Raw genomic sequence first — 20,945 nt, forward strand, 5'->3', positions numbered from 1 at the left:
CTCCATGCGGCTGAAGAGCCTGATGTTCGCCCTCGTCGCGCTGGTCGGCGGCGCCCTTGTCGCCCCGGCCGCCGCCCGCGCCGAGATCGAGGTCAACGTGAACCGCGGCGACGTCCAGCCGTTGCCCGTCGCGGTGCCGGCATTCGGCGGCGGCCAGGTGGGCGGCGACATCGCCGGGGTCATCTCGGCCAACCTCCAGCGCTCAGGGCTGTTCCGGCCCCTGGACCCGGCCAGCTTCGTCGAGCGCGACCTGAACGCCGCGGTTCAGCCGCGCTTCGCAGACTGGAAGCAGATCAACGCCCAGGCGCTGGTGAACGGCCAGGTCACCGTCGTCGGCGGCCGGCTGCAGGTGGACTTCCGCCTGTGGGACGTCTTCGCCGAACAGCAGCTGCTGGGGCTTCAGTTCACCTCCAGCCCCGAGAACTGGCGGCGCGTGGCGCACAAGATCTCGGACGCCGTCTATGAGCGGCTGACCGGCGAGAAGGGCTATTTCGACACGCGCGTGGTGTTCGTCGCGGAGAGCGGGGGCCGCGGGCCTGCGCGCCAGAAGCGGCTCGCCATCATGGACCAGGACGGGGCCAACCCGAGCTACCTGACCGACGGCTCCTACATCGTCATGACGCCCAGGTTCTCCTCCAATAGCCAAGAGATCACCTACATGGCCCTGCGGCCGGAGGGCTCGTCGATCTACCTGTTCAACCTGGAGACCGGGCGGCGCGAGAGCCTGGGGGACTTCCGCGGCATGGTGTTCGCGCCGCGCTTCTCCGCCGACGGCAGCAAGGTGGCCTTCAGCGTGGAGCGCAGCGGCAACTCGGACATCTTCGTCATGGACCTTCGCAGCCGGCAGACCTCGCGGCTGACGGCGGACCCGGGCATCGACACCTCCGCTTCCTTCTCGCCGGACGGCTCCCGGATCGTCTTCAACTCGGATCGCTCGGGCTCGCCGCAGCTCTACGTGATGGGCGCGGACGGATCGAACCCGCGCCGGCTGACCTTCGGCGGCGGGCGCTACACCACCCCGGTGTGGAGCCCGACGGGCGAGTTCATCGCCTTCACCAAGCAGACGGGCGGCCAGTTCCACATCGGGGTGATGCGCGCCGACGGGTCGGACGAACGGCTGCTGACCTCCGGTTACCTCGACGAGGGCCCCACCTGGGCCCCCAATGGGCGGGTGCTGATGTTCTCGCGCGAGACCCGCGGCGGCGCGCCCCGGCTCTGGAGCGTCGACGTCACCGGCCGCATCCTGCAGCCCGTCCCCTATCCGACCGCCGGGTCCGACCCGGCCTGGTCGCCGCTTCTCAACTAGGCTTGCGCAGCCGCGCCGGCCCGTAGACTCTCACCCGCGCCTCGGCGCCCAAGCTCTCAAGGAGACGCACCACCATGGTCCTCAGCTTCAATGGCAAGACCGCCCTGCGACTGAGCCTTGTGGCCGCCGCGACCCTGTCCGTCGCGGCGTGCAGCTCGCGCCCGAAGCCGCAGCTCGACACCCGCCCGCCGGCCGGCCCGACCCAGCCGCAGGGTCCCGGGACCACCACCCAGCCCGGCCCGGTGGGTAACCAGCCGATCGGCGCCGTGCCGGGCTCCGCCGAGGAGTTCCGCGTCAACGTCGGCGACCGCGTGCTCTTCGACTTCGACCAGTATTCCATCCGCGGCGACGCCGAGCCGATCCTCCAGGGCCAGGCCGCCTGGCTGCGCCGCTACCCGTCGGTGCGCGTGCGCATCGAGGGCAACACCGACGAGCTCGGCACCCGCGAGTACAACCTCGCGCTCGGCGCCCGCCGTGCGAACGCCGTCCGCGACTACCTAGTCTCCAACGGGGTCACCGCCGACCGGATCACCACCGTCTCCTTCGGCAAGGAGCAGCCGGTGGACACCAGCGGCACCGAGGAAGGCCAGGCCCGCAACCGCAACGCCCGCACGGCGATCGTGAGCGGCGCGCGCTGACCCGCGCGCCGCAAATCCGCCGCCCGCCGCCACCAGCCTGAGCCCCATGCCTCTCCATCGTCTCCGCACCTACGCCGCCGTCGCGGTCATCGCCTTCGCCGCCCTGCCGGCGAGGGCGCAGACCCCCATGGACGATCCGCTGGACGCGCGCGACGCCCGGCGGGTCGACCGGATGGAGAAGGTGGTGCGCGAGCTGCGGGACATCGTCTTCAAGGCTCAGAGGACGGGCGCCCCTGTCGTGGTCCAGCCGGCGGACACCGACGCGCGCATGGGCGAGCTCTCGCAGCGGATCGGCGACCTGGAGCAGTCGCTGACCCGCATCAACGGCAGCCTGGAGACCACGACGCACGAGCTGGAGCTCGCCCGCCGGGAGAACGAGGCGCTGAAGGCGCAGGTGAAGGAGCTCGGCGATCGGCTCGCCGTGGCGGAGAAGGCGGCGACCCCGCCGGCGCCGCCCGAGCCCCCGGCCGAAGAGGCGGCGGTCAAGCGGCCCCCGCAGGAGGCCTTCACCGCCGCGCGGCAGCTGATGCTGGCCGGCGACTATGACGGCGCCGAGCAGGCCTTCGCCGCCTATGTGCAGGACTATCCGGAGGGCCCCAGGCTCGCCGAGGCCCGCTACTGGTGGGGCAAGACGCTCAGCGTGCGCAGCGCCCATGCCCAGGCCGCCACCGCCTACATCGGGGCGATTCGCGGCTGGCCGCAGACCGCCTGGGCCCCCGACGCCGTCGTCGAGCTCGCCCGCTCCCTGGTGGCCCTGAAGAAGCCGGCCGACGCCTGCCAGGCCCTGGCCGAGCTGCCCAAGCGCTATCCGAAGGCGCCGGCCGCCGTCTCCAGCCGCGCCGCCGCCGCGCGGACGCAGGCGAAGTGCGCGGCGGCCTAGACGTCGGGCTCGCCGACCTGCTGGACGACGCCGTCCGGCCGATCCTCGACCGCCGCCTGCTGACCGACGTTGACGCGCCGGTGGCGGTGGCCCTGTCAGGCGGCGGCGACAGCCTGGCTCTGGCTTTGGTCGCGGCCGCGTGGGCGCGCGACGCCGGCCGCCGCCTGCTGATCCTGACGGTCGATCACCGCCTGCGCCCGCAGTCGGCGGCCTGGACGGTCCGCTGCGCCGAGACCGCCGAGCGGCTGGGCGCAGGTTTCCAGGCGCTCGCCTGGACCGGCGCGAAGCCGGCCAGCGGCCTGGCCGCGGCCGCCCGCGAGGCCCGCCACCGCCTGCTCGCCGGCGCCGCGCGGCAGGCCGGAGCCCGGGTGATCCTGATGGGCCACACCGCCAGCGACGCCGCCGAGGCGGCGGCCATGCGCGCCGAGGGGGCAACGACGCCGGCCCCTCGGGAGTGGGCGCCTTCCCCCGCCTGGCCCGAGGGACGCGGCCTCTTCCTCCTGCGGCCGATGCTGGCGCTCCAGCGCGACGAGATCCGCGCCTGGTTGCGCGAGCGGCGGGAAAGCTGGATCGACGACCCCGCCAACGACGACCCCGCCTCGGCCCGCGCGCGCGCGCGCGCGGCGGGCGCGCCACCTGTTCCCGGGCCGGCGGAGACGCCGCCCGCCTCGCTGGCCGAGCGCTGCGGCTTCGACGCCGCGGGCGGGATCGAACTGCCCCGCAGCGCGCTCCGGGACGCGCCCGCGGCCGAGGCGCGAACCTTCGTCGGCGTGGCGGCGGTCTGCGCCGGGGGCGGCGACCGACGGCCGGCGCGCGACGCCCTGGAGCGGCTGCAGTCGCTGCTCGCCGGCCCCGCCGCCGTGGCGACGACCCTGGCCGGGGCCCGCATCGAGGCGGATGACGGGCGCGTGCGGATCTTCCGGGAGCCGGGCGAGGCCAAGCGCGGCGGCCTCTCGAGCCTCCATCTCCCCCCCGGCCGGCCCGTCGTTTGGGACGGCCGCTTCGAGCTGGTGGCGGCCGCGCCAGGCCTGAGCGTCAGCCGTCTCGAGGGCGCGGCGCGGCGGCTGCCGCGAGAGCAACAGGCCGCAGTGCAGAGATTGCCGCCCAAGGCGCGGCCGGCCCTCCCGGTGGTTTGGGGCCCGGCGGGCCCGGTCTGCCCGGCGGTGGCGGAGGTGGAGGGGATCCTCTGCCGTCCCCTTGTCTCCGAGCGGCTGCAGGCCGCCTGCGGCCTGGTGGAGCGCGAGCCCTTCTAGCGCCTGGCGCCGAGCACGTGGGTCACGCCGCGGACCACGGGATCGGCGAAGCGGCGTCCGAGCAGGCTGGCGTGGGTCGAGCCCGCCACATGCTCGACATAGCCGTGCTGGGAGCCCTGCGCCGGCACGGTCTGCAGCTTCTTCAGCCACGGCCGCACGCGCTCGCCGCCGGCTGTGACCACGGCCACCGGCAGCTCCGGCGGCAGGTCGTGCGCCCCAGCCTGCAGGGAGGTCTCAGGCCAGCTCGACACCTCGTCGGCGGCGCCGCGGGCATGCGGGGCCGAGCCGTGGATCCGGCGCTTCTCCGCAGCCGCGTCGCCGGTCAGGCCGATGAGATTGCCGGTGATCAGCGAGACGGGCCGCATCAGGCCGAACTGGGCGCCCACCCCAGCCAGCCGCAGGACGCCCGCGAAGGAGCCGATGGCCCGGCGGCCGACCGGCAGGTCGATCACGTCCGGCGTCATGGCGTCCACCAGCACCAGGCCCAGCACCCGGTCGGGATGCGTCAGGGCGAACAGCCGGACCATCAGCCCGCCCATGGAGTGGCCGACGGCGACCAGAGGGCCGGTCTCGCCCACGGCCGCCAGGAGGGCCTCAGCGTCGGCGACGATGGCCCGCCCGTCGCGCGGCCGCGGGCCGGGGTCCGAGTGGCCGAGGCCCGCGCGGTCGTAGGCCAGGCTGCGCAGGCCGCGCGCGGCGAGGCGCTCCTGCACCACGGCCCAGTCGGCGGCGCAGCCGAACGCCCCGTGCTCCAGCAGGATCAGCGGGCCGGGCGCGTCCGTCGGACCGGCCCTGACCACGCGCAGCGCGCGGCCGCCGATGTCAACCTGCTCGCCCCGCCAGGCGGCGCTCGGCCGGGCCTCTGCAGCCACCAGCGGATCAGTCCTTCTTGAACGGCCGGGGCGTGCGCGACGCGCCCTGCCTCGCCAGCATCCAGCCGGGGTACTCGGCGGGCAGCTCGCTGACCGCATCGAGCCGAGCCACCTCGTCCGGGGTCAGCTCGAGGTCGGTGGCGGCCAGGTTGTCGTCCAGCTGCTCCAGGGTCTTGGCGCCGATGATCACGCTCATCACGTGCGGCTTGGCCAGCAGCCAAGCCAGCGCCACGCGGGCCACCGAAGCCTCGCGCGCCTCGGCCACCTCGCGCACCACCTCGACGCAAGCCCAGGCGCGTTCGCGGTCCACCGGCGGGAAGTCGAAGTTGGTGCGCCGGGCGCCTTCGGGATTGTTCCCCCCCGGACCGAACTTGCCCGACAGCAGGCCGCCGGCCAGGGGCGACCAGACCATCAGGCCCAGGCCTTCGCTGGTCAGCATGGGGACGAGCTCGCGCTCCAGGTCCCGGCCGGCGATGGAGTAGTAGGCCTGCAGGGTCTCAAACCGCGCGAGGCCCTTCATCTCGCTGACGCCGAGCGCCTTGGCGATCTTCCAGGCCTGCCAGTTGGAGACGCCCACGTAGCGAACCAGCCCCTGGCGCACGAGGTCGTCGAGGGCGCGCAGCGTCTCGTCGATCGGGGTCACCGGGTCGTTGGCGTGGATCTGGTAGAGGTCGATGTGGTCGGTCTGCAGGCGCTCCAGGCTGCGCTGGACCGAGTCCATGATGTGGCCGCGGCTGGCGCCGCGATCGTTGGGCCCTGGCCCCATCTCGCCATAGACCTTGGTGGCCAGCACCACGTCGCTGCGCTTCACGCCCAGGTTCTTCAGCGCCTGGCCGGTCAGACGCTCGGACTCACCGAAGGAGTAGACGTCGGCGGTGTCGATGAAGTTGACCCCGGCCTCGAGCGCGCGGCCGAGGATAGCGTCCACCTCCGACTGCTGCAGGGCGCCGATGGCGCGCCACATGCCGGCCTCTTCCGAGCCGCCGAAGGTCATGGTGCCCAGGCAGATCTCGGAAACGAACAGGCCGGTCCGGCCGAGCTGCTTGTACTTCATCGGCGATCTCCGGAGCGAAGCGCAGATATGGCGACGCGGAGCGGCGCCGTCGAGGGTCAGCCGTTGGCGGTGGCGACCGCCTCGTCGGCGGAGGCCGCCGGCTCTGCGGGCGAGGCGGCGGGGGCGGCCGCCGCCTTGGAACCGACCTCCACGCCGCCGGGCGCGATCGGCTTGCGGTTCGCGCCGAAGCGGATCGTGGCCTTGGGCCGGCCATCGCCGTAGAGCACGGTGACGGCTGCGTCCTTGCCGGCGCTCACCGCATCCGTGGCGGCGACGGCGAGCTTCTCCTGCAGCCTGGCCTCCATGAGCGCCTTCTTGCTCTCAGGGATGCGCGAAACGTAGGCCATGCGCACCCGGCGCGGGAACCGCCGCGCATCGCGCAGCGGCAAGTCGTCGGCGCTGGCGAAGCTCTTGCCCACGAACAGCGCCGGGTTCAGCGGCCGGTCGCGGCTGTCGCGGATCTCGAAATGGAGGTGCGGGCCGGTGGACGTGCCGGACGAGCCGACCTGGCCAACGGCCGTGCCGGCCTTCACCGCCAGACCGGGCCGCATGCCGGCGGCGACCGCGCCCATGTGGGCGTAGAGGGTTGTCAGGCCCTCGGCGTGCTGGATCTCGACGAAGCGGCCATAGCCGTCGCCATTGCCGGCGCGGACGACGACGCCGTCGGCGGACGCCAGCACCGCCTCGCCGAAGTCGGCCGCGATGTCGACGCCCTCGTGCAGCCGGCCGTTCTCTTCCCAGGGGAGCTGGCGCAGGCCGAACGGCGAGACGATCTCCTCGCCGGCCACCGGAGCCTGGAAGCTGATCAGGACGGCGGGCGCCCCGGCCTGCGGAGCGGGCTGCGGCAGCAGGCGGACCGCCGGCGCCGAGGTCTGATGGCGCGCGACGAGCTGCGCGCGGTCCGGCAGGGAGGCGTGGGCCACGGTGATGGCGCCCAGCGCCACGGCGGCGCCGACGGCCGCGTCGATCATCCAATGGCGCGCACGCGCGTCGAGAACCGAACTTGCTTCCATCAAGAGCGATAGTCTCCCAGCACCACTGCGCCCTGCAGGGCCGCTCGCAAGGGACGGAGCGGCCAGGCGTCAGCATACCCTGCCGTTAGGGTTTGGTTAACTGGGGGACCTTCTAGGCAAAAACTAGGCGGCCGGGCATCAACATTTGTTGGCTGCCCGGCCGCCGCAGCGGGATTTTGCTGAGAACCTTCTTCTACCTAGAAGAGGAAACGGACCACCGCGCGCAGGTCGTATTCCTTGTAGCTGTCGTCGAACACGCCGCCGCCCTCGATGGCGTAGAGCACCTGGTTCGCGCCGCCGCGGACGCCCACGCGGGCCACGGCCCCGCCGGAGAACACGTCCTCCGGATCCAGGGTGAAGGCCGCGCCGGAACCGAAGCGCGCGGTGGTCTTGCCCGGGTCGCCGGCCAGCTTGGCGCGCCAGCCCACCTTCACCTCGGGCGCCCACCACACCTCGTCGCCGAACCGCGCGCCGAGCGCCAGCAGCGCCTGGCCGGTGAGCAGGTCGCCCTTGCGGTCCTCCACGTCGAGGTCGAAGCCAGCGCCGCCGCCCTCTTCGGTGTAGCCGTCCTCCGACAGGCGCACGTAGTCGGCCGACAGCTCGGGCCGGGCATAGAACCAGCCGAGCCGCGCCTCGTACGCGACGCCGGCGTGCGCCTCCGCCAGCCAGCCGTTCCAGTCGGCCTCGGCCCGCAGGTTGAGGTCGGTGGTGGTCAGCACGCGGGCGCTGTCGAAGCTGACGTAGCCCAGGCCGCCGCGGACGTTCGCCTGGAAGCCGCCAGCCTGCACGCGCCAGTAGGCGCCGCCGCCGAAGAAGTTCATCGCCACCTTCTCGCCGGCCGAGGCGGCCTGGTCGTTGAAGTCGGCGCTGACGAAGCTGGCGGTCAGGCCCACGGCCTGGTTCTGGCCCACCAGCTCATAGCCAGCGGCCAGGCCGAAGCCTTCGGACTCGAAGCCGAGCGCATCCTCGGCGTCCCGGTCGATCTGGAACAGGATCTCCTGCGCCCAGATCCCGTTGCCGCCGGCGCCCTGCGCCGCGTGGGGGTGGGCGATGGCCGAGGAGACGGCGCTGGAGATCGCCTGCGCGGACAGCAGCGCGCCGCCGGAATGGTCCGGCAGCATCTGGTTGTAGAGCGACTGGAAGCCCGCCTGGGTCTTCTGGGACAGGAAGGCCGTCTCGAGCTTGCCGTCGCGATCCAGGTTCTCGAATACCGCCGAATAGGCCTGGGCGGCCGAGCGGTTGAGGCCGAGTTCGGTCGCGGTCTTCGGACGGATGTCCACGTAGACCGAGCTGGCGTCGTTGCGCACGGCCGCCGTGTAGAGGAACGGCGCGCCCACCAGGCTGGCGCCCGTGCTGCCGGCCTGCAGCCCGCCCGAGCGGATGATCTCGTAGGACTTGGACCCGCGCTGCAGCGACGAGAGGTTCAGGTCGAACTGGGCGCCCGAGGCGATGGTGGTCGGGCCCGAGACGTTGAAGCGCGTGGCGGCGCCGGTCTCGCCGTTGATGGTCACGGCCAGCACGCTCTTGGCGCCCAGGGAGAGGCCGGAGAGCTGGATCACCTCGCTGTTGGTCACCGCCAGGCGGCCCTCCCCGACATTGACGTTCAGCCGGCCGTCGGTGTCGGTGAGCCGGCCGGTCACGGCGCCGCCGGCGTCGACCACCAGGGTGTCGGCCCCGGCGCCGAAGGCCATGGCCCCGGTCAGGGTCCCACCCTGGATCTCGAGCCGGTCGGCGCCCGAGCCGAACAGGACGTCGCCCACGATGGACGGAGTCGCGGTGCTGGTGGCCTTGGTCTGGCGCACCGTCGCGCCCGAGGTGTTGGCGCGGAGGTCCAGCGCCACCGCCTGGCCCACGTTGCTGGAGCCGCTGCGGGGCGTCACCGCGGCGCGGATCGCGCCGGTGTTCTCCACCAGCGCCAGGGTGCCCGAGAGGTCGACCACTGCGCGGGCGTCCTGCGCCCCATTGGCCAGGACGGCTTCGATCGTGCCCGAGTTGCGCAGCGCCGGGACGACGCCCGGCCCGCCGATGAAGATGGCCGTGGCCGGCCCGCCCTGGGCGGCGTTGTCGAGGCCATAGGCGGTGGCGGCGATCCGGCCGCCCATGACGTTGACGCCGCCCTGGACCGTGGTTGTTCCGCTGCCCGCCTGGCCGATGCGCAGGGCGGTGGCCGAGACGCCGTCGATCTGGCCGAGGGCGGCGACCTCGCCCTTCAGCACCAGGCCATAGGCGCTGGTCCCGGTCCCGACGACGCCCAGGGTGGTCGCGCGGCCCGCCGCGCCCACGTCGAGGGCGGGGGCCGAGCCGATGGAGGTGATCGCGCCGCTGCCCTCGGACGCATCGGCGATCCCGTCGTCGTCCTCGTCGGTGTCGTTGGCGTCGTTGTCCGCCGGCCGCACGTCCAGCAGCACCCCGCCCGCCACGTTGCCGGCGATGCGGACGGCCGGGCCGCCCTGCTTCAGGTCGTCCGCGTCGAGCTTGCCCCGGGCCGCGTCCGCGAGCCGGTCCGTGTAGCGGTAGCCGGTGGCGCTCACCGCGCCCTGGATGCGCACCGCGCCGCCCACGTCGCCGAGGGAGACGCCGACCGAGTTCTCACCGCGCACCTGCACAGTCCCGTTGACCTGCACGTTGCCGGAGACGTCGGTCGCCGAGATCCCCGCGCCGCGGTCGCCGGTGACGGTCACCGCGCCGGCGTTGACCAGGCTGCCGTTGAGGCGGGTGTCCAGCCGGATGCCCGCCGAGTCGTTCCCCTCCACATTGATCGAGCCGGCGGACTCGTTGCGGATGTCGCCGGTGAACGCGCCGGGACCCGTCACGCGGATGCCGATCCGGTTCGAACCCTGGGCGAACGGCCCGTCGAGGTCGCCGTCGCTGTCGGTGTCGGTGGCGGTGTAGTCCTCCAGCAGCACGATCGCGCCGGTGTTGGTCACCGACCCGCTGTTGCCGCCGAGCACCAGGACGCCCGTGGAATTGCTCTGGCCGGCCTCGAAGCCGATCGTGCCGGCGCTCTTCACCGTGTTGGACGAGTTCAGCGTCACCGCCGCCCCGGCGGCGGCCGGCTTGATGGAGCCGGTGGATTCCACCGTCAGGTCGTCCCGCTGGCCGTTCGCCAGCGTAGCGGTCTGGACCGGCGTGGTCGTCGCCGTGGTGATCTTGGTTTCGCCGTAAGCCGACGCAGCATAGGCCAGCGGCAGAAGGGCCGCGGACACGAACAAACGCTTCATGAGTCTGGAGATCCCCTGGCGCGCCCCCGCGCACCCCGAAAAGCCGCGCCATTGTTAAGGTGACAGGCTTCTCGTGACAAGCGGACGGCCGTGACGTATGTACTTGTTTCGTAAAAACTGTACGCGGCTTCACGACGCGCTTCAAGGCGCTATCGTCCGTCGCCTCAAGTCCCGAGGAGCGCCTCATGCCGAGACCTGCCGCCGACCCCGCCAAGGCCGCCCAGACCAAGCTGCTGCGCCAGCAGGCCGGGCGCTGGCTGAAGGGCGCGCGGGAAGCGGCGGGCCTCACCCAGGCGGAACTCGCCGACAAGGTGGGCCTGCGCTACTACACCTTCGTCAGCCAGGTGGAGAGCGGCCTCGGCCGACTGCCCATCGAGACGCAGCGCGCCTGGGCCGAGGCCCTGGGGATGGATCCGGGCGAATTCGCCCGAACCCTCTTGCGCTACTACGAACCTGAGCTTTATCGACTGCTGTTCGACGACGCGGGCCGCCAGGCGGCCCAGGCGTAAGGAACTCCGATCGGTCCCATGGGCGACGTCCTCCCCTTCATCGCCAAGGTGCGCGCCAGCGGCGACTGGACCGCCGGGGAGCGCGCGCGGCTGGAGGCGCTCGCCCAGCAGTTCGGCGAGAGCGGCCTTGGCGTCGAGGTGGTGTTCGGCACCACCGAAGACGGCGACCCCTGGTGTGTCGTGAAGGACCAGAACGAGGAGGTGCTGGTCCACGTGGCGCGGATCGGCGGGCGCTTCGTGGTGCACTACGCGGTGGACGACGTGGTCGCCGAAGGGGCCGACCTGCACCTCGCCTTGGCCGAGCAGTTGGCGCCGATGGACCTCCCGGCGGGCGGCGACGTGGTGGTGCCCTTCAGCCTGAGCGGCCGGCAGGCCCAGACCATCATCGCCCTGATCGTCGCCACCGCCTTCTTCTACGAGACCAGCGCCGCCGTGGTCGGCGACGCGGAGCCGGCCGACGAGCTGGTGCTGCACGACGACAGCCCGCCGCCCCCGCCGCCGGGGGACGACGATCCGGGCTCCGAGAAGCGCGAGGTCGCCACCCAGGCCGCCGCCCTGGGCAGCGAGCCTACCGCCAGGGCGCGGGCCGCAGCCCTGACGGCGGCCGACGCGCCGGAGCCGCGCCCCGCGGCCGGAATGTTCGAGACGGACGGGTCGGCCACTGGCGCGGCCGCAACGCCGCCCACGCTGGCGCCCGTAGCGACCGAGGCGGCCGCGCTGCGCCTCGCCCAGGTCGAGGCGCGGGTTCTCCACCTGGTCCGCGGCGGCGAGGGTGACGACGTGCTGGTGGGGACAGCCGAGGCCGACCACCTGATCGGCGGCGGCGGCGACGACACCCTGGCGGGGGCGGGCGCGGGCAGCGGCTACGACCTGCTCGAGGGCGGCGACGGAAACGACCGGCTCACCTTGGACGGCCACACGGTGGCCGAGGGCGGCGCGGGCGCCGACGCCTTCGTCATCGCCACGCCCCAGACGCTGGGCCACGCCGACACCCTGCTAGGCGTGATCCTCGACCTGCGGCCGGAGCAGGGCGACACCCTGCAGACCGACCGCGGCGGCGTGGTTCCCACCCCGCCCACCTTGCGGCCGCCGACGCCGCCGGCCGACCCCGGCGGCGCGGACGCCACCCAGCAGCCGCCGGTGACGGGCGACTCCGGGCCTGGCCCCACCACCCTGATCCCGGGCTTCGGGCCCGGGCGGCGGGTCGAGGTCGACCTCGACGGCGACGGGGTGATCGACGGCTACATCTGGGTGGTCGACGTGGCGGCGGGCTATGGCGCGGCCGAGGCGCCGACCGTGGTGACCGGCGCCAGCCTCAGCAGCTGGGACATCGGCGTCTGAGCCAGGCTCAGAGCGCCTTCAGGATCCCCTCCACCATCTTCTTGGCGTCGCCGAACAGCATCATGGTGTTGTCGCGGAAGAACAGCTCGTTCTCCACGCCCGCGTAGCCCGAGCTCATCCCGCGCTTCACGAAGAGGACGGTGCGCGCCTTCTCCACGTCCAGGATGGGCATGCCGAAGATCGCCGAGGTCGGGTCGGTCTTGGCCGCCGGGTTGGTCACGTCGTTGGCGCCGATGACGAAGGCGACGTCGGCGGTGGAGAACTCCGAGTTGATGTCCTCCAGCTCAAAGACTTCGTCGTAGGGCACGTTGGCCTCGGCCAGCAGGACGTTCATGTGGCCGGGCATCCGGCCCGCCACGGGGTGGATGGCGTACTTCACGTCCACGCCCTCGGCCTTCAGGTGGTCGGCCATTTCGCGGAGCGCGTGCTGCGCCTGGCTGACGGCCATGCCGTAGCCGGGGACGATGATCACCTTGGACGCGTTCTTCATGATGAAGGCGGCGTCGTCGGCCGAGCCCTGCTTCACCGGCCGCGTCTCCACTCGGCCGCTCGCGGCCGCGGCGCTGTCGTCCGCCCCGAAGCCGCCGAGGATCACCGACACGAAGCTGCGGTTCATCCCCTTGCACATGATGTAGCTGAGGATCGCGCCGGAGGAGCCTACGAGGGCGCCGGTGATGATCAGGGTGGTGTTCTCGAGCGTGAAGCCCAGGGCGGCGGCGGCCCAGCCCGAGTAGCTGTTCAGCATCGAGACCACGACCGGCATGTCCGCGCCGCCGATCGGGATGATCAGGGTGACGCCGATCAGCAGGCTGAGCGCGAAGATCGCCCAGAAGGCCCACAGGGCGGTCCCGCCGCTGACCACCAGCACGGCCACCAGGGCGACGATGGCCACGGCGATGGCGATGTTCAGCAGGTGGCGGCCCGGGAGCAGGATGGGCGCGCCGCTCATGTTGCCGTTAAGCTTGGCGAAGGCGATCACCGAGCCGGTGAAGGTGATCGCGCCGATCGCCAGGCCGAGGGACAGCTCGATCAGCGAGTTCAGGTGCACGTGGCCCGGCGAGCCGATGCCGTAGGCCTCGGGCGTGTGGATCGCGGCCACGGCCACGAGGCAGGCGGCCATGCCCACCAGGCTGTGGAAGGCGGCCACCAGCTGGGGCATGGAGGTCATGGCCACGCGCCGGGCGATGACCGCGCCGATGATCCCGCCCACGGCTACGCCGCCGGCGATCAGCGCCAGGGTGAGGCCGTCCAGCGCCCCCTGGCTCCAGAGTGTGGCGAGCGTCGTGCCGACCGCGATGGCCATGCCGATCATGCCGTTGCGGTTGCCCGCCTGGCTGGAGGTCGGCGAGGAGAGGCCGCGCAGCGCCAGGATGAACAGGACGCCCGAGACCAGGTAGAGGATGGCGGCGAGATTGGCGTTCATTGGTCAGCGCCCCCCCCGGCGCGCGAAGAGACTGCGAAGGGCGATGACCAGCCCGATCACCATGACGATGGCGCCGGCCACGAGCAGGGCTCGGGCCAACGGGCTCTGCGGCGACTCCATCGCCCGTTGGCTGAGGCCCACCACGGCCCCGCCGCCGGCCACGACGAGGGCGGCGCGCGAGAGCTCGCCCTCCCGCTGATGGCGGCTCACTTGCCCTTGTCCTTCTTCTTGTACATGGCGAGCATCCGCTGGGTGACCAGGAAGCCGCCGAAGATGTTCACCGCGGCGAAGGCCGCGGCGACCGCGCCCGCGCCCTTGGAGATCAGCACGTTGGAGGCCAGTTCGCCGCCCTGCCCATGGGCGGCCGCGGCCAGCAGGGCGCCCACGATGATCACGGAGGAGATCGCATTGGTGACCGCCATCAATGGCGTGTGCAGGGCCGGCGTCACGCTCCAGACCACGTAGTAGCCGACGAAGATCGCCAGCACGAAGATGGCCAGGCGGAAGACGGTGGGATCGACGGCTTCCATGGGACCTCAGCTTGCGAGTTGCGGGTGGACGACCTTGCCGCCCTGGGCCACCAGGGCCGCCTTCAGGATCTCGTCCTCGAAGTCGGGCGCGAGCGCGCCTTCCTTGTTCAGCAGCAGGCCGGCGAAGGCGAGCAGGTTGCGGGCGTAGAGCGCGGAGGCGTCGGCGGCGATGCGGCCGGGGAGGTTCGGGCGGCCGAGGATCTTCACGCCGTTGGCGGTCTCGGCGACTTCGCCCAGCCTGGCGCCCTCGACGTTGCCGCCCTGCTCCACGGCCAGGTCGACGATCACCGAGCCGGGCTTCATGGACGCCACCTGGGCGGCGCTGACCAGCCGGGGCGCCGGACGGCCGGGGATCAGGGCCGTGGTGATGACGATGTCCTGCTTGGCGATGTGGCTGGAGACCAGCTCGGCCTGCTTGGCCTGGTATTCGGGGCTCATCTCCTTGGCGTAGCCGCCAGCGGTCTGGGCGTTCTTGAACTCCTCGTCCTCCACGGCGAGGAACTTGGCGCCCAGGCTCTCCACCTGCTCCTTGGTGGCGGGGCGCACGTCGGTGGCGGTGACCACCGCGCCCAGCCGCCGCGCCGTGGCGATGGCCTGCAGGCCGGCGACTCCGACCCCCATGATGAACACCTTGGCCGCCGCCACCGTGCCGGCGGCGGTCATCATCATCGGCATGCCCTTGCCGTAGGCCTCAGCGGCCTCGATCACCGCCCGATAGCCGGCCAGGTTGGCCTGCGAGGACAGGGCGTCCATCACCTGCGCCCGGGTGATCCGCGGCACGAACTCCATGGCGAAGGCGGTGGCGCCCTTCGCGGCGATGGCGTCGACCACCGCGCGCTCGCCGTAGGGATTGAGCAGGGCGACCACCGTGGCGCCGGGCTTCAGGGCGGCGATCTCCTCGTCGGCCGGGCTGCGCACCTTGAGGACCACATCAGCGGTCGAAAGCGCGGCCTGGAAGTCGGGGGCGAGCGTCGCGCCGGCCGCCTGGTAGTCGGCGTCGGGATAGGACGCGGAGGCGCCGGCCCCCGCCTCGACGGTCACGGACCAGCCGGCGGCGATCAGCTTCTTGACCGTCTCGGGCGTGGCGGCGACGCGGGTCTCCCCCGCTCGTCGTTCCCTGGTGACGGCGATCACGGCCATCTGGCGTCCCCCCTCGAATTGGCCGGGACGATAGGCAGCCGAGTCAGGGTCTGTCCAGCGAGCCGCGGGCGTCGGAGCGGAAGTTGTCCGAACAGCGCCCCCAGCTTTGCTGAAAGGGCTAGTGGCCCGCGCCCGGCTTGTCGCGCAGGAAGAAGACACCAAGCGCGACCAGCACGACGGCGGCCACGGTCGCGCCCAGGAAGCCGGCCTCGGTGCAGAACCACAGGGTCAGCCACAGGACGAGCGCCGCGATCGCCAGCGAGCCCCACTTGGTGATGCCCATCACCAGGTTGTAGGTCGCGGATTGCTCGGCGATGTCCATCTCGCCGCGGTGGTAGTCGTGGGTGGCGTCGGCCATCGAGGGCGATCTCTCTCGCAAGCGGAATTCCGTGGCGGGGGTGCTACACGAGACGGCGCGCCGGCTCAAGCTTGGGTGGGGGCCTCAGGCCGCCCCGGTGGGCGGCCAGGTGGCGAGGATCGCCCGGATCGCCGCCACTAGGGCCAGCGGCTGGTCGATCATGATGTGGTGGTGGCTGTCGGGGATCTCGATTTCGAGCAGGCCCTCGGGGAAGAACGGCCGCTCGCCGTTCTGGCGGCGCTGGATGATCACCGATTTCGACCCGTAGATGTGCACCATGGGGGTCTCGCCCTGGCGGGCGAGGTCGGGACCCATTCCTGTGCGGTCAAGCTTTTCCCACATGGTGGGGTCGAACCGCCAGGTCCAGCCCTCGCCCGAGCCGTCCGGCAGGGGCGCGCGCTTGAGCGAGCGGCGGGCGATGAAGTCGGCGATGTAGGCGTTCTCCGCCGGCTGCGGCGGCATCAGGCGAAACCGGGCGAGCGCCGCCTCGAGGGTCGGATAGATCCGGCTCGGGCGGTCGCCGGTGGGGATGTTGCGGACCTGCTCCATCCGGCGCTTGCGCTCCGCCTCCGCCTCGGGCGGCGGGCCGCCGAAGCCCGTGTCCACCAGGATGGCGGCGCGCATGTTCTGCGGCTTGCGGGCGGCGGCGTAGAAGACCTGGCCGCCACCAAAGGAGTGGCCGATGTAGACCGGCTTCACCCCGCCCTCGTAGAGCCCCGTCGCGCGGGCGACAGCTTCGGCGTCCTCAGCGAAGTCGGTGAAGGCGTAGCGCTCACGCCAGTCCGACGCGCCCATGCCGGCCAGCGACATGGCGGCGACGCGATAGTCGGCGGCGAAGAACGGCGCGATGAAGCTCCACCAATCAGCGTGGGCCGAGTTGCCGTGCACGAACAGCAGGCCGGGCTTGCCGCGCTCGCCCCAGGTCAGCACCTCGAGCTTCGAACCCAGACTCTGGACGAAGCTGCGCTCAGGCTGCTGGGCGACGGCCTCGCGGAACCAGGCGGGCGCGGGCGGCTCGGCGCCCTTGAACGGCTCCAGCGGCGCGCGGACCTCCGGCGGCAGGGCGTCCGAGTGGAACGGCCGGTCGTCGTAGGTCTCCTTGCCGTCCTTCGGCTGAGCGCCCGCTTCGTCCGCCATCACCCGTTCCCTGTGCCTGTCGTTCCGGGTCTAACGGTCGTTTGAAAAATGGCAAGCGCGGTGGCGTGGGCGTGGCGGGCGGCTAAGGTCGGCGGCGTGGCGGGACAGGAGAGCGCGATGATCGGGCGGGTGGTGCTGGGCGGGCTGGCGGCCCTGGCTTTGGGAGGCATGGCGGCGGCGGCCCCACCCCCAGTGCTCGTTCCAGCGGCGAAGGTCGGTGCCGCGGTGCGGCCCTATGTGAAGGTGGATGCGCCGGTGGTGGTGCTCCGCCACGTGCGGCTGATCGACGGCACGGGGGCGGCGGCGCAGGCGGACCGCACCATCGTGCTGCGCGACGGCAGGATCGCGGAGGTGGGACCGGCCGCCCTGCGGGCGCCGAAGGGCGCCGTCGTGCTCGACCTGACCGGCCACACCGTGCTGCCGGGCATCGTCGGCCTGCACGACCACATGTACTACATCGCCCGGCCGAACCTCGACGCGCACGGGCATTCAGAGCCGCCGCTGGTCGTGCCGCAGATGACCTTCTCCTCGCCGCGGCTCTACCTGGCCGCCGGGGTGACGACGCTGCGGACCACCGGCAGCGTCGAGCCCTACGCCGACCTCAACGTGAAGCGGCAGATCGACGAAGGGGTCCTGCCCGGCCCGCACATGGACGTGACGGGCCCTTATCTGGAAGGGCCGAACAGCCCGTTCATCCAGATGCACCAGCTGCGGGACGACGAGGACGCCCGGCGGACGGTGGCCTTCTGGGCCGACCAGGGCGCGACCTCGTTCAAGGCCTACATGAACATCACCCGCAGCCAGTTGAAGGCGGCGATCGACGAGGCGCACCGGCGCGGGCTGAAGGTCACCGGCCACCTGTGCTCCGTGACCTATCCCGAGGCCGCCGAGCTCGGCATCGACAACCTGGAGCACGGCTTCTTCGTCAACACCCAGCTGGACCCCGGCAAGCAGCCCGACCTTTGCCCGGCCACGGCCGGCGCGCCGACCCTGCTCGCCATGGATCCGGACGGCCCCGAAGCCGCCGCCCTGATCCGTCTGCTGGTGGAGAAGAAGGTGGCGGTGACCTCGACGCTGCCGGTGTTCGAGCAGCGGGTGCCCGGCCATGCGCCCTTGGACGCCAAGGCCATGGCGGTGCTGACGCCCCAGGCGCGCGAGGCCTACCTCTACGCGCGCAACCTGACCAACACCGCCCCGCCAGCGCGCGCCGCGGAGAGCCAGCGGGCGTTCCGCAACGCGCTGGCCATGGAGCGCAAGTTCGTCGCCGCGGGCGGCCTGCTGGTGGCCGGCCCCGACCCCACGGGCAACGGCGGGGTGATCCCCGGCTTCGGCAACCACCGGAACATCGCCCTGCTGGTGGAGGCGGGCTTCACCCTGGAGGAGGCGGTGCGCATCGCCACCCTGAACGGGGCGACCTACCTCGGCCTCGCCGATCGGATCGGGTCGGTGGCGCCCGGCAAGAACGCCGATCTGATGGTGGTGAAGGGCGACCCGGGCAAGGCGATCGGCGACCTCGGCAACGTGGAGATCGTCTTCAAAGACGGGGTCGGCTTCGACGCGCCGAAGCTGCTGCAGTCGGTGCAGGGGCGCTACGGCCAGTACTGACCGTCAGTCCCTCGCCTGAGGCGGGTTGTCGCAGCAACACGTTGTTCAGCTTGTTATTGCATGCTCCGTTGACGAGGTTTGCACCGAAGTTCGTCGGGGTTGAGTTCATGCAGACGATTATCGGGCGCCGCCAGGCGCTTCGCCTGGGCGGCGCGGCCGCGCTCTCCAGCCTCGCCGTTCCGGCGTGGGCGAGCAGCCTGCCGGCCTCGGAGCCGCGGCGGGCGATCCTGCACAACCTGCACACCGGCGACCGGCTGAACGCCGTCTATTTCGAGAATGGCCGCTATGTGCCGGACGCCCTCGCCGAAGCCATGCGCGTGCTGCGCGACTGGCGCACCGGCGAGGAGAAGATGATGGAGCCGGCGCTGTTCGACGCCCTGCACGCCATCAACACCCGCCTGGAGACCAACCGGCCGTTCCAGATCATCTCGGGCTACCGCTCGCCGAAGACCAACGCCATGCTGCACGCCAAGAGCTCCGGCGTGGCCTCGACCAGCCAGCACACGCTCGGCAAGGCGGTGGACGTGCGCGTCGACGGCGTCCAGCTGGCCCACCTGCACAAGGCGGCCCTCGACGTCTCGGCGGGCGGCGTCGGCTTCTATCCGCAATCCAACTTCGTCCACGTGGACACCGGCCGCGTGCGGCGCTGGACCGGCGCCTAGGCGGCGCTTCCGCGGGCCCAAGGTCATCCTCGGCCCTGCGCGAGGATCCCTGCCGCTATCGCGCGGCTGCGCGGCGCGGCCAAGCTGACAGCTAGGGCGTCGGCTCGCCGGCGGGCTCGGGCGGAGCGTTCTCGGGCGCCTGCTCTTCCGATGGCTCCACCGTCGTCATGCCAACGGCGGCGGCGTCTTCGGCGACCTGGTCGTCGATGGGCGGCGGCGGCGGCCCGGGGGGCTCAGGCGCCACGACCGCGGCGGGCGCTGCAGCATCCGCAGCCGCCGGGGCGGCGGGCTGCTCCACGGGCGGCGGCGGCGGCGTCGGCTCGGACGTGAAACGGACCGCCCGGCTGAGCGCCAGGGCCGCCAGCAGCACCACCGCGGCCAGCGCGATCCAGAGCACGATCCTCATCATCGATCAGGTCTCTTCCGTCTTCACCTTGGGCGTGGCCAGCACGCCGGTCCGCCGCAGGAGCTCGCGATCCCAGTCGTAGGGATCGGTGCGGAAGTGCATCTGCCCGTCGGAGCCGGCGAAGGACGTCCAGTAAAGGATGTAGACCGGCACCTGCTGCGGCAGACGCGCCCGCACCGTCTTGCCGCCGTCCAGCGTCGTGGCGATCTGCTCGGGCGTCCACTGCGGATCGCCGGCCAGCAGGGCCTCGGCCAGCTCGCGGGGCTTCTCGACCCTGACGCAGCCGTGGCTGGCCTGCCGGGCGAAGCGGTCGAAGGTGGCCTTGGTGGGCGTGTCGTGCAGGTAGACCGCGAAGGGGTTGTCGAAGTCGAACTTGAACCGGCCAAGCGCGCTCTGCTCCGAGCGCTGCTGCAGGCGCTTTGAGCCGTCGTCGTTGGTGATCACCCGGAAGCCGTTGCGCGAGAGGTAGCCGGGATTCGCCCGCTCCTTGGGCCAGAGCTCCTCGTTGGCGATGCGCGTGGGGACGTTCCAGGGCGGGTTGATGACGACGCTGTGCATGGACGAGGCCAGCATGGGGGTCTCGTCGCCGGGCTTGCCGGAGACCGCCTTCATGGACAGCACCGGGCGGTCGTCCTTGAACAGGGTGACGATCGCCGCGCCCGAGTTCACCTGAACGCGCGTGGCGGGCATCTGCCGCGGCATCCAGCGCCACCGCTCCATGTTGGCGATGATCTGCAGCACGCGCTGGCCAACCGGCTGGTTCAGCATCCGCAGGGTGCCGGCGCCCACCACGCCATCCGGCTCGAAGCCGAAGCGGCGCTGCGCGCGCTGGACGGCGCCGTGCAGTTCGGCGTCGAACGTGGTCGAAGGCGAGGCCTTCAGCTGCGGGTCCTCCACGGCCAAGCGGGCGCGCAGCGCCGGCACCCGGTGATCGGTCATGCCGAGTTTCAGCGGCGGCCCCTCGGGGATCGCCTTCCAGCCGCCGTTCGCCGCGATCTGGCGGTACTTGGCGAGGCCGCGCTTCAGGGCCGCATAGCCCGAGTAGGGCGGCGGCAGGCTGTCGAGCCAGGCCTTGAGGCGGTTCTCGGCGATCGCGCGGGCGAGCTCGGGGGCCGGATCCCAGGGGTCAGGCCGGAGCGTCCAGTTCGACGGGAACTGGCTCAGCTCCATCCGCCCGGTGCGCACGTCCTTGGCATAGCGGAGGAGGCCCTGCGCCAGCGCCTCCTGCTGGCCTTCGGGCAGGGCCCCGCCGGGGTCGATGCCGGCAGGCAGATACTCGTCGGGACGAAGCCCCTGCAGGTCCGCGTCGTGCAACACGGCGATCGCCTGCTGCGCCTGGGCGGGACTTAGCGGCGGGATGACCGGCCGCGCCGGCGCAGCGGCCGGCGGGGCGGCGGGCTCCTGGGCATGCAGAACGGCGCCGGCGAACGCCATGGGGAGGGCGCAGGCGGCGGCCGCCAGCCTGAGCCTCGCGCGCCGCTTCGAACTCGAATTCATACTCCGGGACACCTCGCTTCGCCCTCGGTCCCCCGAACGCGCGAACCCCGACTTTCGTGGCATTCCACACCCTTAGCCTTGATCGACATCATGTGGAGAT

At 72.2% G+C, this 20,945-nt stretch carries 20 protein-coding genes; 8 read left to right on the top strand and 12 right to left on the bottom strand.

The window, feature by feature from the left end; genetic code table 11:
• Positions 1–4 precede the first annotated feature (4 nt).
• The 4 genes from tolB to tilS all read left to right on the top strand — a co-directional run bounded on the left by tolB (position 5) and on the right by tilS (position 4,077).
• Entirely contained in the window at positions 5–1,306 is a 1,302-nt protein-coding gene (tolB, locus tag VIL67_RS01680) for a Tol-Pal system beta propeller repeat protein TolB (protein ID WP_332047108.1), read from the top strand.
• A 74-nt stretch (positions 1,307–1,380) separates the two neighbouring features.
• Positions 1,381–1,944: a peptidoglycan-associated lipoprotein Pal gene (gene pal, locus VIL67_RS01685; protein ID WP_332047109.1), complete on the top strand. Its 564-nt coding sequence runs from the start codon at positions 1,381–1,383 to the stop codon at positions 1,942–1,944.
• 46 nt (positions 1,945–1,990) lie between these two features.
• Positions 1,991–2,824, top strand: coding sequence for a tol-pal system protein YbgF (gene ybgF, locus VIL67_RS01690; RefSeq protein ID WP_332047110.1), 834 nt, complete (start codon positions 1,991–1,993; stop codon positions 2,822–2,824).
• Positions 2,809–4,077, top strand: coding sequence for a tRNA lysidine(34) synthetase TilS (tilS, locus tag VIL67_RS01695; protein ID WP_414696165.1), 1,269 nt, complete (start codon positions 2,809–2,811; stop codon positions 4,075–4,077). The genes ybgF and tilS overlap by 16 nt, the downstream gene beginning before the upstream one ends.
• Here the strand turns inward: tilS and VIL67_RS01700 are convergent.
• The 4 genes from VIL67_RS01700 to VIL67_RS01715 form a co-directional block, all read right to left on the bottom strand.
• Positions 4,074–4,949 (bottom strand): alpha/beta fold hydrolase, encoded by an 876-nt coding sequence (locus VIL67_RS01700; RefSeq protein ID WP_332047111.1) that lies wholly within the window; start codon positions 4,947–4,949, stop codon positions 4,074–4,076. The two genes, tilS and VIL67_RS01700, sit on opposite strands and share 4 nt — an antisense overlap.
• 7 nt (positions 4,950–4,956) lie before the next feature.
• Positions 4,957–6,003, bottom strand: coding sequence for an aldo/keto reductase (locus tag VIL67_RS01705; RefSeq protein ID WP_332047112.1), 1,047 nt, complete (start codon positions 6,001–6,003; stop codon positions 4,957–4,959).
• A gap of 56 nt (positions 6,004–6,059) precedes the next feature.
• Complete coding sequence (locus VIL67_RS01710) at positions 6,060–7,016, bottom strand: M23 family metallopeptidase (RefSeq protein ID WP_332047113.1); 957 nt, start codon at positions 7,014–7,016, stop codon at positions 6,060–6,062.
• 197 nt (positions 7,017–7,213) lie between these two features.
• Entirely contained in the window at positions 7,214–10,222 is a 3,009-nt protein-coding gene (locus tag VIL67_RS01715) for an autotransporter outer membrane beta-barrel domain-containing protein (RefSeq protein ID WP_332047114.1), read from the bottom strand.
• Between the two features lie 200 nt (positions 10,223–10,422).
• Here VIL67_RS01715 and VIL67_RS01720 point away from each other — a divergent pair, with 200 nt between their 5' ends.
• Both VIL67_RS01720 and VIL67_RS01725 read left to right on the top strand, forming a co-directional pair.
• On the top strand, positions 10,423–10,746 hold the full coding sequence (locus tag VIL67_RS01720; RefSeq protein WP_332047115.1) for a helix-turn-helix domain-containing protein: 324 nt from the start codon (positions 10,423–10,425) through the stop codon (positions 10,744–10,746).
• Positions 10,747–10,764: 18 nt separating this feature from the next.
• Positions 10,765–12,087 (top strand): calcium-binding protein, encoded by a 1,323-nt coding sequence (locus tag VIL67_RS01725; protein ID WP_332047116.1) that lies wholly within the window; start codon positions 10,765–10,767, stop codon positions 12,085–12,087.
• 7 nt (positions 12,088–12,094) lie between these two features.
• On the opposite strand, the gene VIL67_RS01730 is transcribed toward VIL67_RS01725, so the two are convergent.
• From VIL67_RS01730 to VIL67_RS01755, 6 genes are all read right to left on the bottom strand, one after another.
• Positions 12,095–13,510, bottom strand: coding sequence for an NAD(P)(+) transhydrogenase (Re/Si-specific) subunit beta (locus VIL67_RS01730; RefSeq protein WP_332047117.1), 1,416 nt, complete (start codon positions 13,508–13,510; stop codon positions 12,095–12,097).
• A gap of 3 nt (positions 13,511–13,513) precedes the next feature.
• The gene (locus VIL67_RS01735; RefSeq protein WP_332047118.1) at positions 13,514–13,720 is read right to left on the bottom strand and encodes a hypothetical protein; all 207 of its coding nucleotides are present in this window, start codon (positions 13,718–13,720) and stop codon (positions 13,514–13,516) included.
• Positions 13,717–14,040, bottom strand: coding sequence for a proton-translocating transhydrogenase family protein (locus VIL67_RS01740; protein WP_332047119.1), 324 nt, complete (start codon positions 14,038–14,040; stop codon positions 13,717–13,719). Before VIL67_RS01740 ends, VIL67_RS01735 begins: the two co-directional genes overlap by 4 nt.
• Positions 14,041–14,046: 6 nt before the next feature.
• Positions 14,047–15,180, bottom strand: a complete 1,134-nt coding sequence (locus VIL67_RS01745; protein ID WP_332047120.1) for a Re/Si-specific NAD(P)(+) transhydrogenase subunit alpha — start codon at positions 15,178–15,180, stop codon at positions 14,047–14,049.
• Between the two features lie 118 nt (positions 15,181–15,298).
• Positions 15,299–15,538, bottom strand: coding sequence for an aa3-type cytochrome c oxidase subunit IV (locus VIL67_RS01750; RefSeq protein WP_332047121.1), 240 nt, complete (start codon positions 15,536–15,538; stop codon positions 15,299–15,301).
• A gap of 84 nt (positions 15,539–15,622) precedes the next feature.
• Positions 15,623–16,675, bottom strand: a complete 1,053-nt coding sequence (locus VIL67_RS01755) for an alpha/beta fold hydrolase (RefSeq protein ID WP_332047122.1) — start codon at positions 16,673–16,675, stop codon at positions 15,623–15,625.
• 117 nt (positions 16,676–16,792) lie between these two features.
• Here VIL67_RS01755 and VIL67_RS01760 point away from each other — a divergent pair, with 117 nt between their 5' ends.
• Together VIL67_RS01760 and mepK are read left to right on the top strand one after the other, a co-directional pair.
• A complete protein-coding gene (locus VIL67_RS01760) occupies positions 16,793–18,280 on the top strand; it encodes an amidohydrolase family protein (protein WP_332047123.1) in 1,488 nt (495 codons plus the stop codon).
• A gap of 107 nt (positions 18,281–18,387) precedes the next feature.
• Positions 18,388–18,942, top strand: coding sequence for a peptidoglycan L,D-endopeptidase MepK (mepK, locus tag VIL67_RS01765; RefSeq protein WP_332047124.1), 555 nt, complete (start codon positions 18,388–18,390; stop codon positions 18,940–18,942).
• 91 nt (positions 18,943–19,033) lie between these two features.
• Here mepK and VIL67_RS01770 read toward each other — a convergent pair whose 3' ends face one another.
• Together VIL67_RS01770 and VIL67_RS01775 are read right to left on the bottom strand one after the other, a co-directional pair.
• Positions 19,034–19,351, bottom strand: coding sequence for a hypothetical protein (locus tag VIL67_RS01770; protein ID WP_332047125.1), 318 nt, complete (start codon positions 19,349–19,351; stop codon positions 19,034–19,036).
• 3 nt (positions 19,352–19,354) lie between these two features.
• Positions 19,355–20,845, bottom strand: coding sequence for a L,D-transpeptidase family protein (locus VIL67_RS01775; RefSeq protein ID WP_332047126.1), 1,491 nt, complete (start codon positions 20,843–20,845; stop codon positions 19,355–19,357).
• Between the last annotated feature and the right edge of the window lie 100 nt (positions 20,846–20,945).

This window comes from Phenylobacterium sp., assembly GCF_036563385.1.
Classification (GTDB): Bacteria; Pseudomonadota; Alphaproteobacteria; order Caulobacterales; family Caulobacteraceae; genus Phenylobacterium.

Coding starts and splice junctions, on each gene's coding strand:
- ybgF (WP_332047110.1), top strand. CDS start 1,991: ATGCCTCTCCATCGTCTCCGCACCTACGCCGCCGTCGCGGTCATCGCC.
- mepK (WP_332047124.1), top strand. CDS start 18,388: ATGCAGACGATTATCGGGCGCCGCCAGGCGCTTCGCCTGGGCGGCGCG.
- VIL67_RS01720 (WP_332047115.1), top strand. CDS start 10,423: ATGCCGAGACCTGCCGCCGACCCCGCCAAGGCCGCCCAGACCAAGCTG.
- VIL67_RS01775 (WP_332047126.1), bottom strand. CDS start 20,845: ATGAATTCGAGTTCGAAGCGGCGCGCGAGGCTCAGGCTGGCGGCCGCC.
- VIL67_RS01755 (WP_332047122.1), bottom strand. CDS start 16,675: ATGGCGGACGAAGCGGGCGCTCAGCCGAAGGACGGCAAGGAGACCTAC.
- VIL67_RS01760 (WP_332047123.1), top strand. CDS start 16,793: ATGATCGGGCGGGTGGTGCTGGGCGGGCTGGCGGCCCTGGCTTTGGGA.
- VIL67_RS01750 (WP_332047121.1), bottom strand. CDS start 15,538: ATGGCCGACGCCACCCACGACTACCACCGCGGCGAGATGGACATCGCC.
- VIL67_RS01730 (WP_332047117.1), bottom strand. CDS start 13,510: ATGAACGCCAATCTCGCCGCCATCCTCTACCTGGTCTCGGGCGTCCTG.
- VIL67_RS01705 (WP_332047112.1), bottom strand. CDS start 6,003: ATGAAGTACAAGCAGCTCGGCCGGACCGGCCTGTTCGTTTCCGAGATC.
- VIL67_RS01725 (WP_332047116.1), top strand. CDS start 10,765: ATGGGCGACGTCCTCCCCTTCATCGCCAAGGTGCGCGCCAGCGGCGAC.
- VIL67_RS01740 (WP_332047119.1), bottom strand. CDS start 14,040: ATGGAAGCCGTCGATCCCACCGTCTTCCGCCTGGCCATCTTCGTGCTG.
- VIL67_RS01745 (WP_332047120.1), bottom strand. CDS start 15,180: ATGGCCGTGATCGCCGTCACCAGGGAACGACGAGCGGGGGAGACCCGC.
- VIL67_RS01770 (WP_332047125.1), bottom strand. CDS start 19,351: ATGATGAGGATCGTGCTCTGGATCGCGCTGGCCGCGGTGGTGCTGCTG.
- VIL67_RS01710 (WP_332047113.1), bottom strand. CDS start 7,016: ATGGAAGCAAGTTCGGTTCTCGACGCGCGTGCGCGCCATTGGATGATC.
- tolB (WP_332047108.1), top strand. CDS start 5: ATGCGGCTGAAGAGCCTGATGTTCGCCCTCGTCGCGCTGGTCGGCGGC.
- pal (WP_332047109.1), top strand. CDS start 1,381: ATGGTCCTCAGCTTCAATGGCAAGACCGCCCTGCGACTGAGCCTTGTG.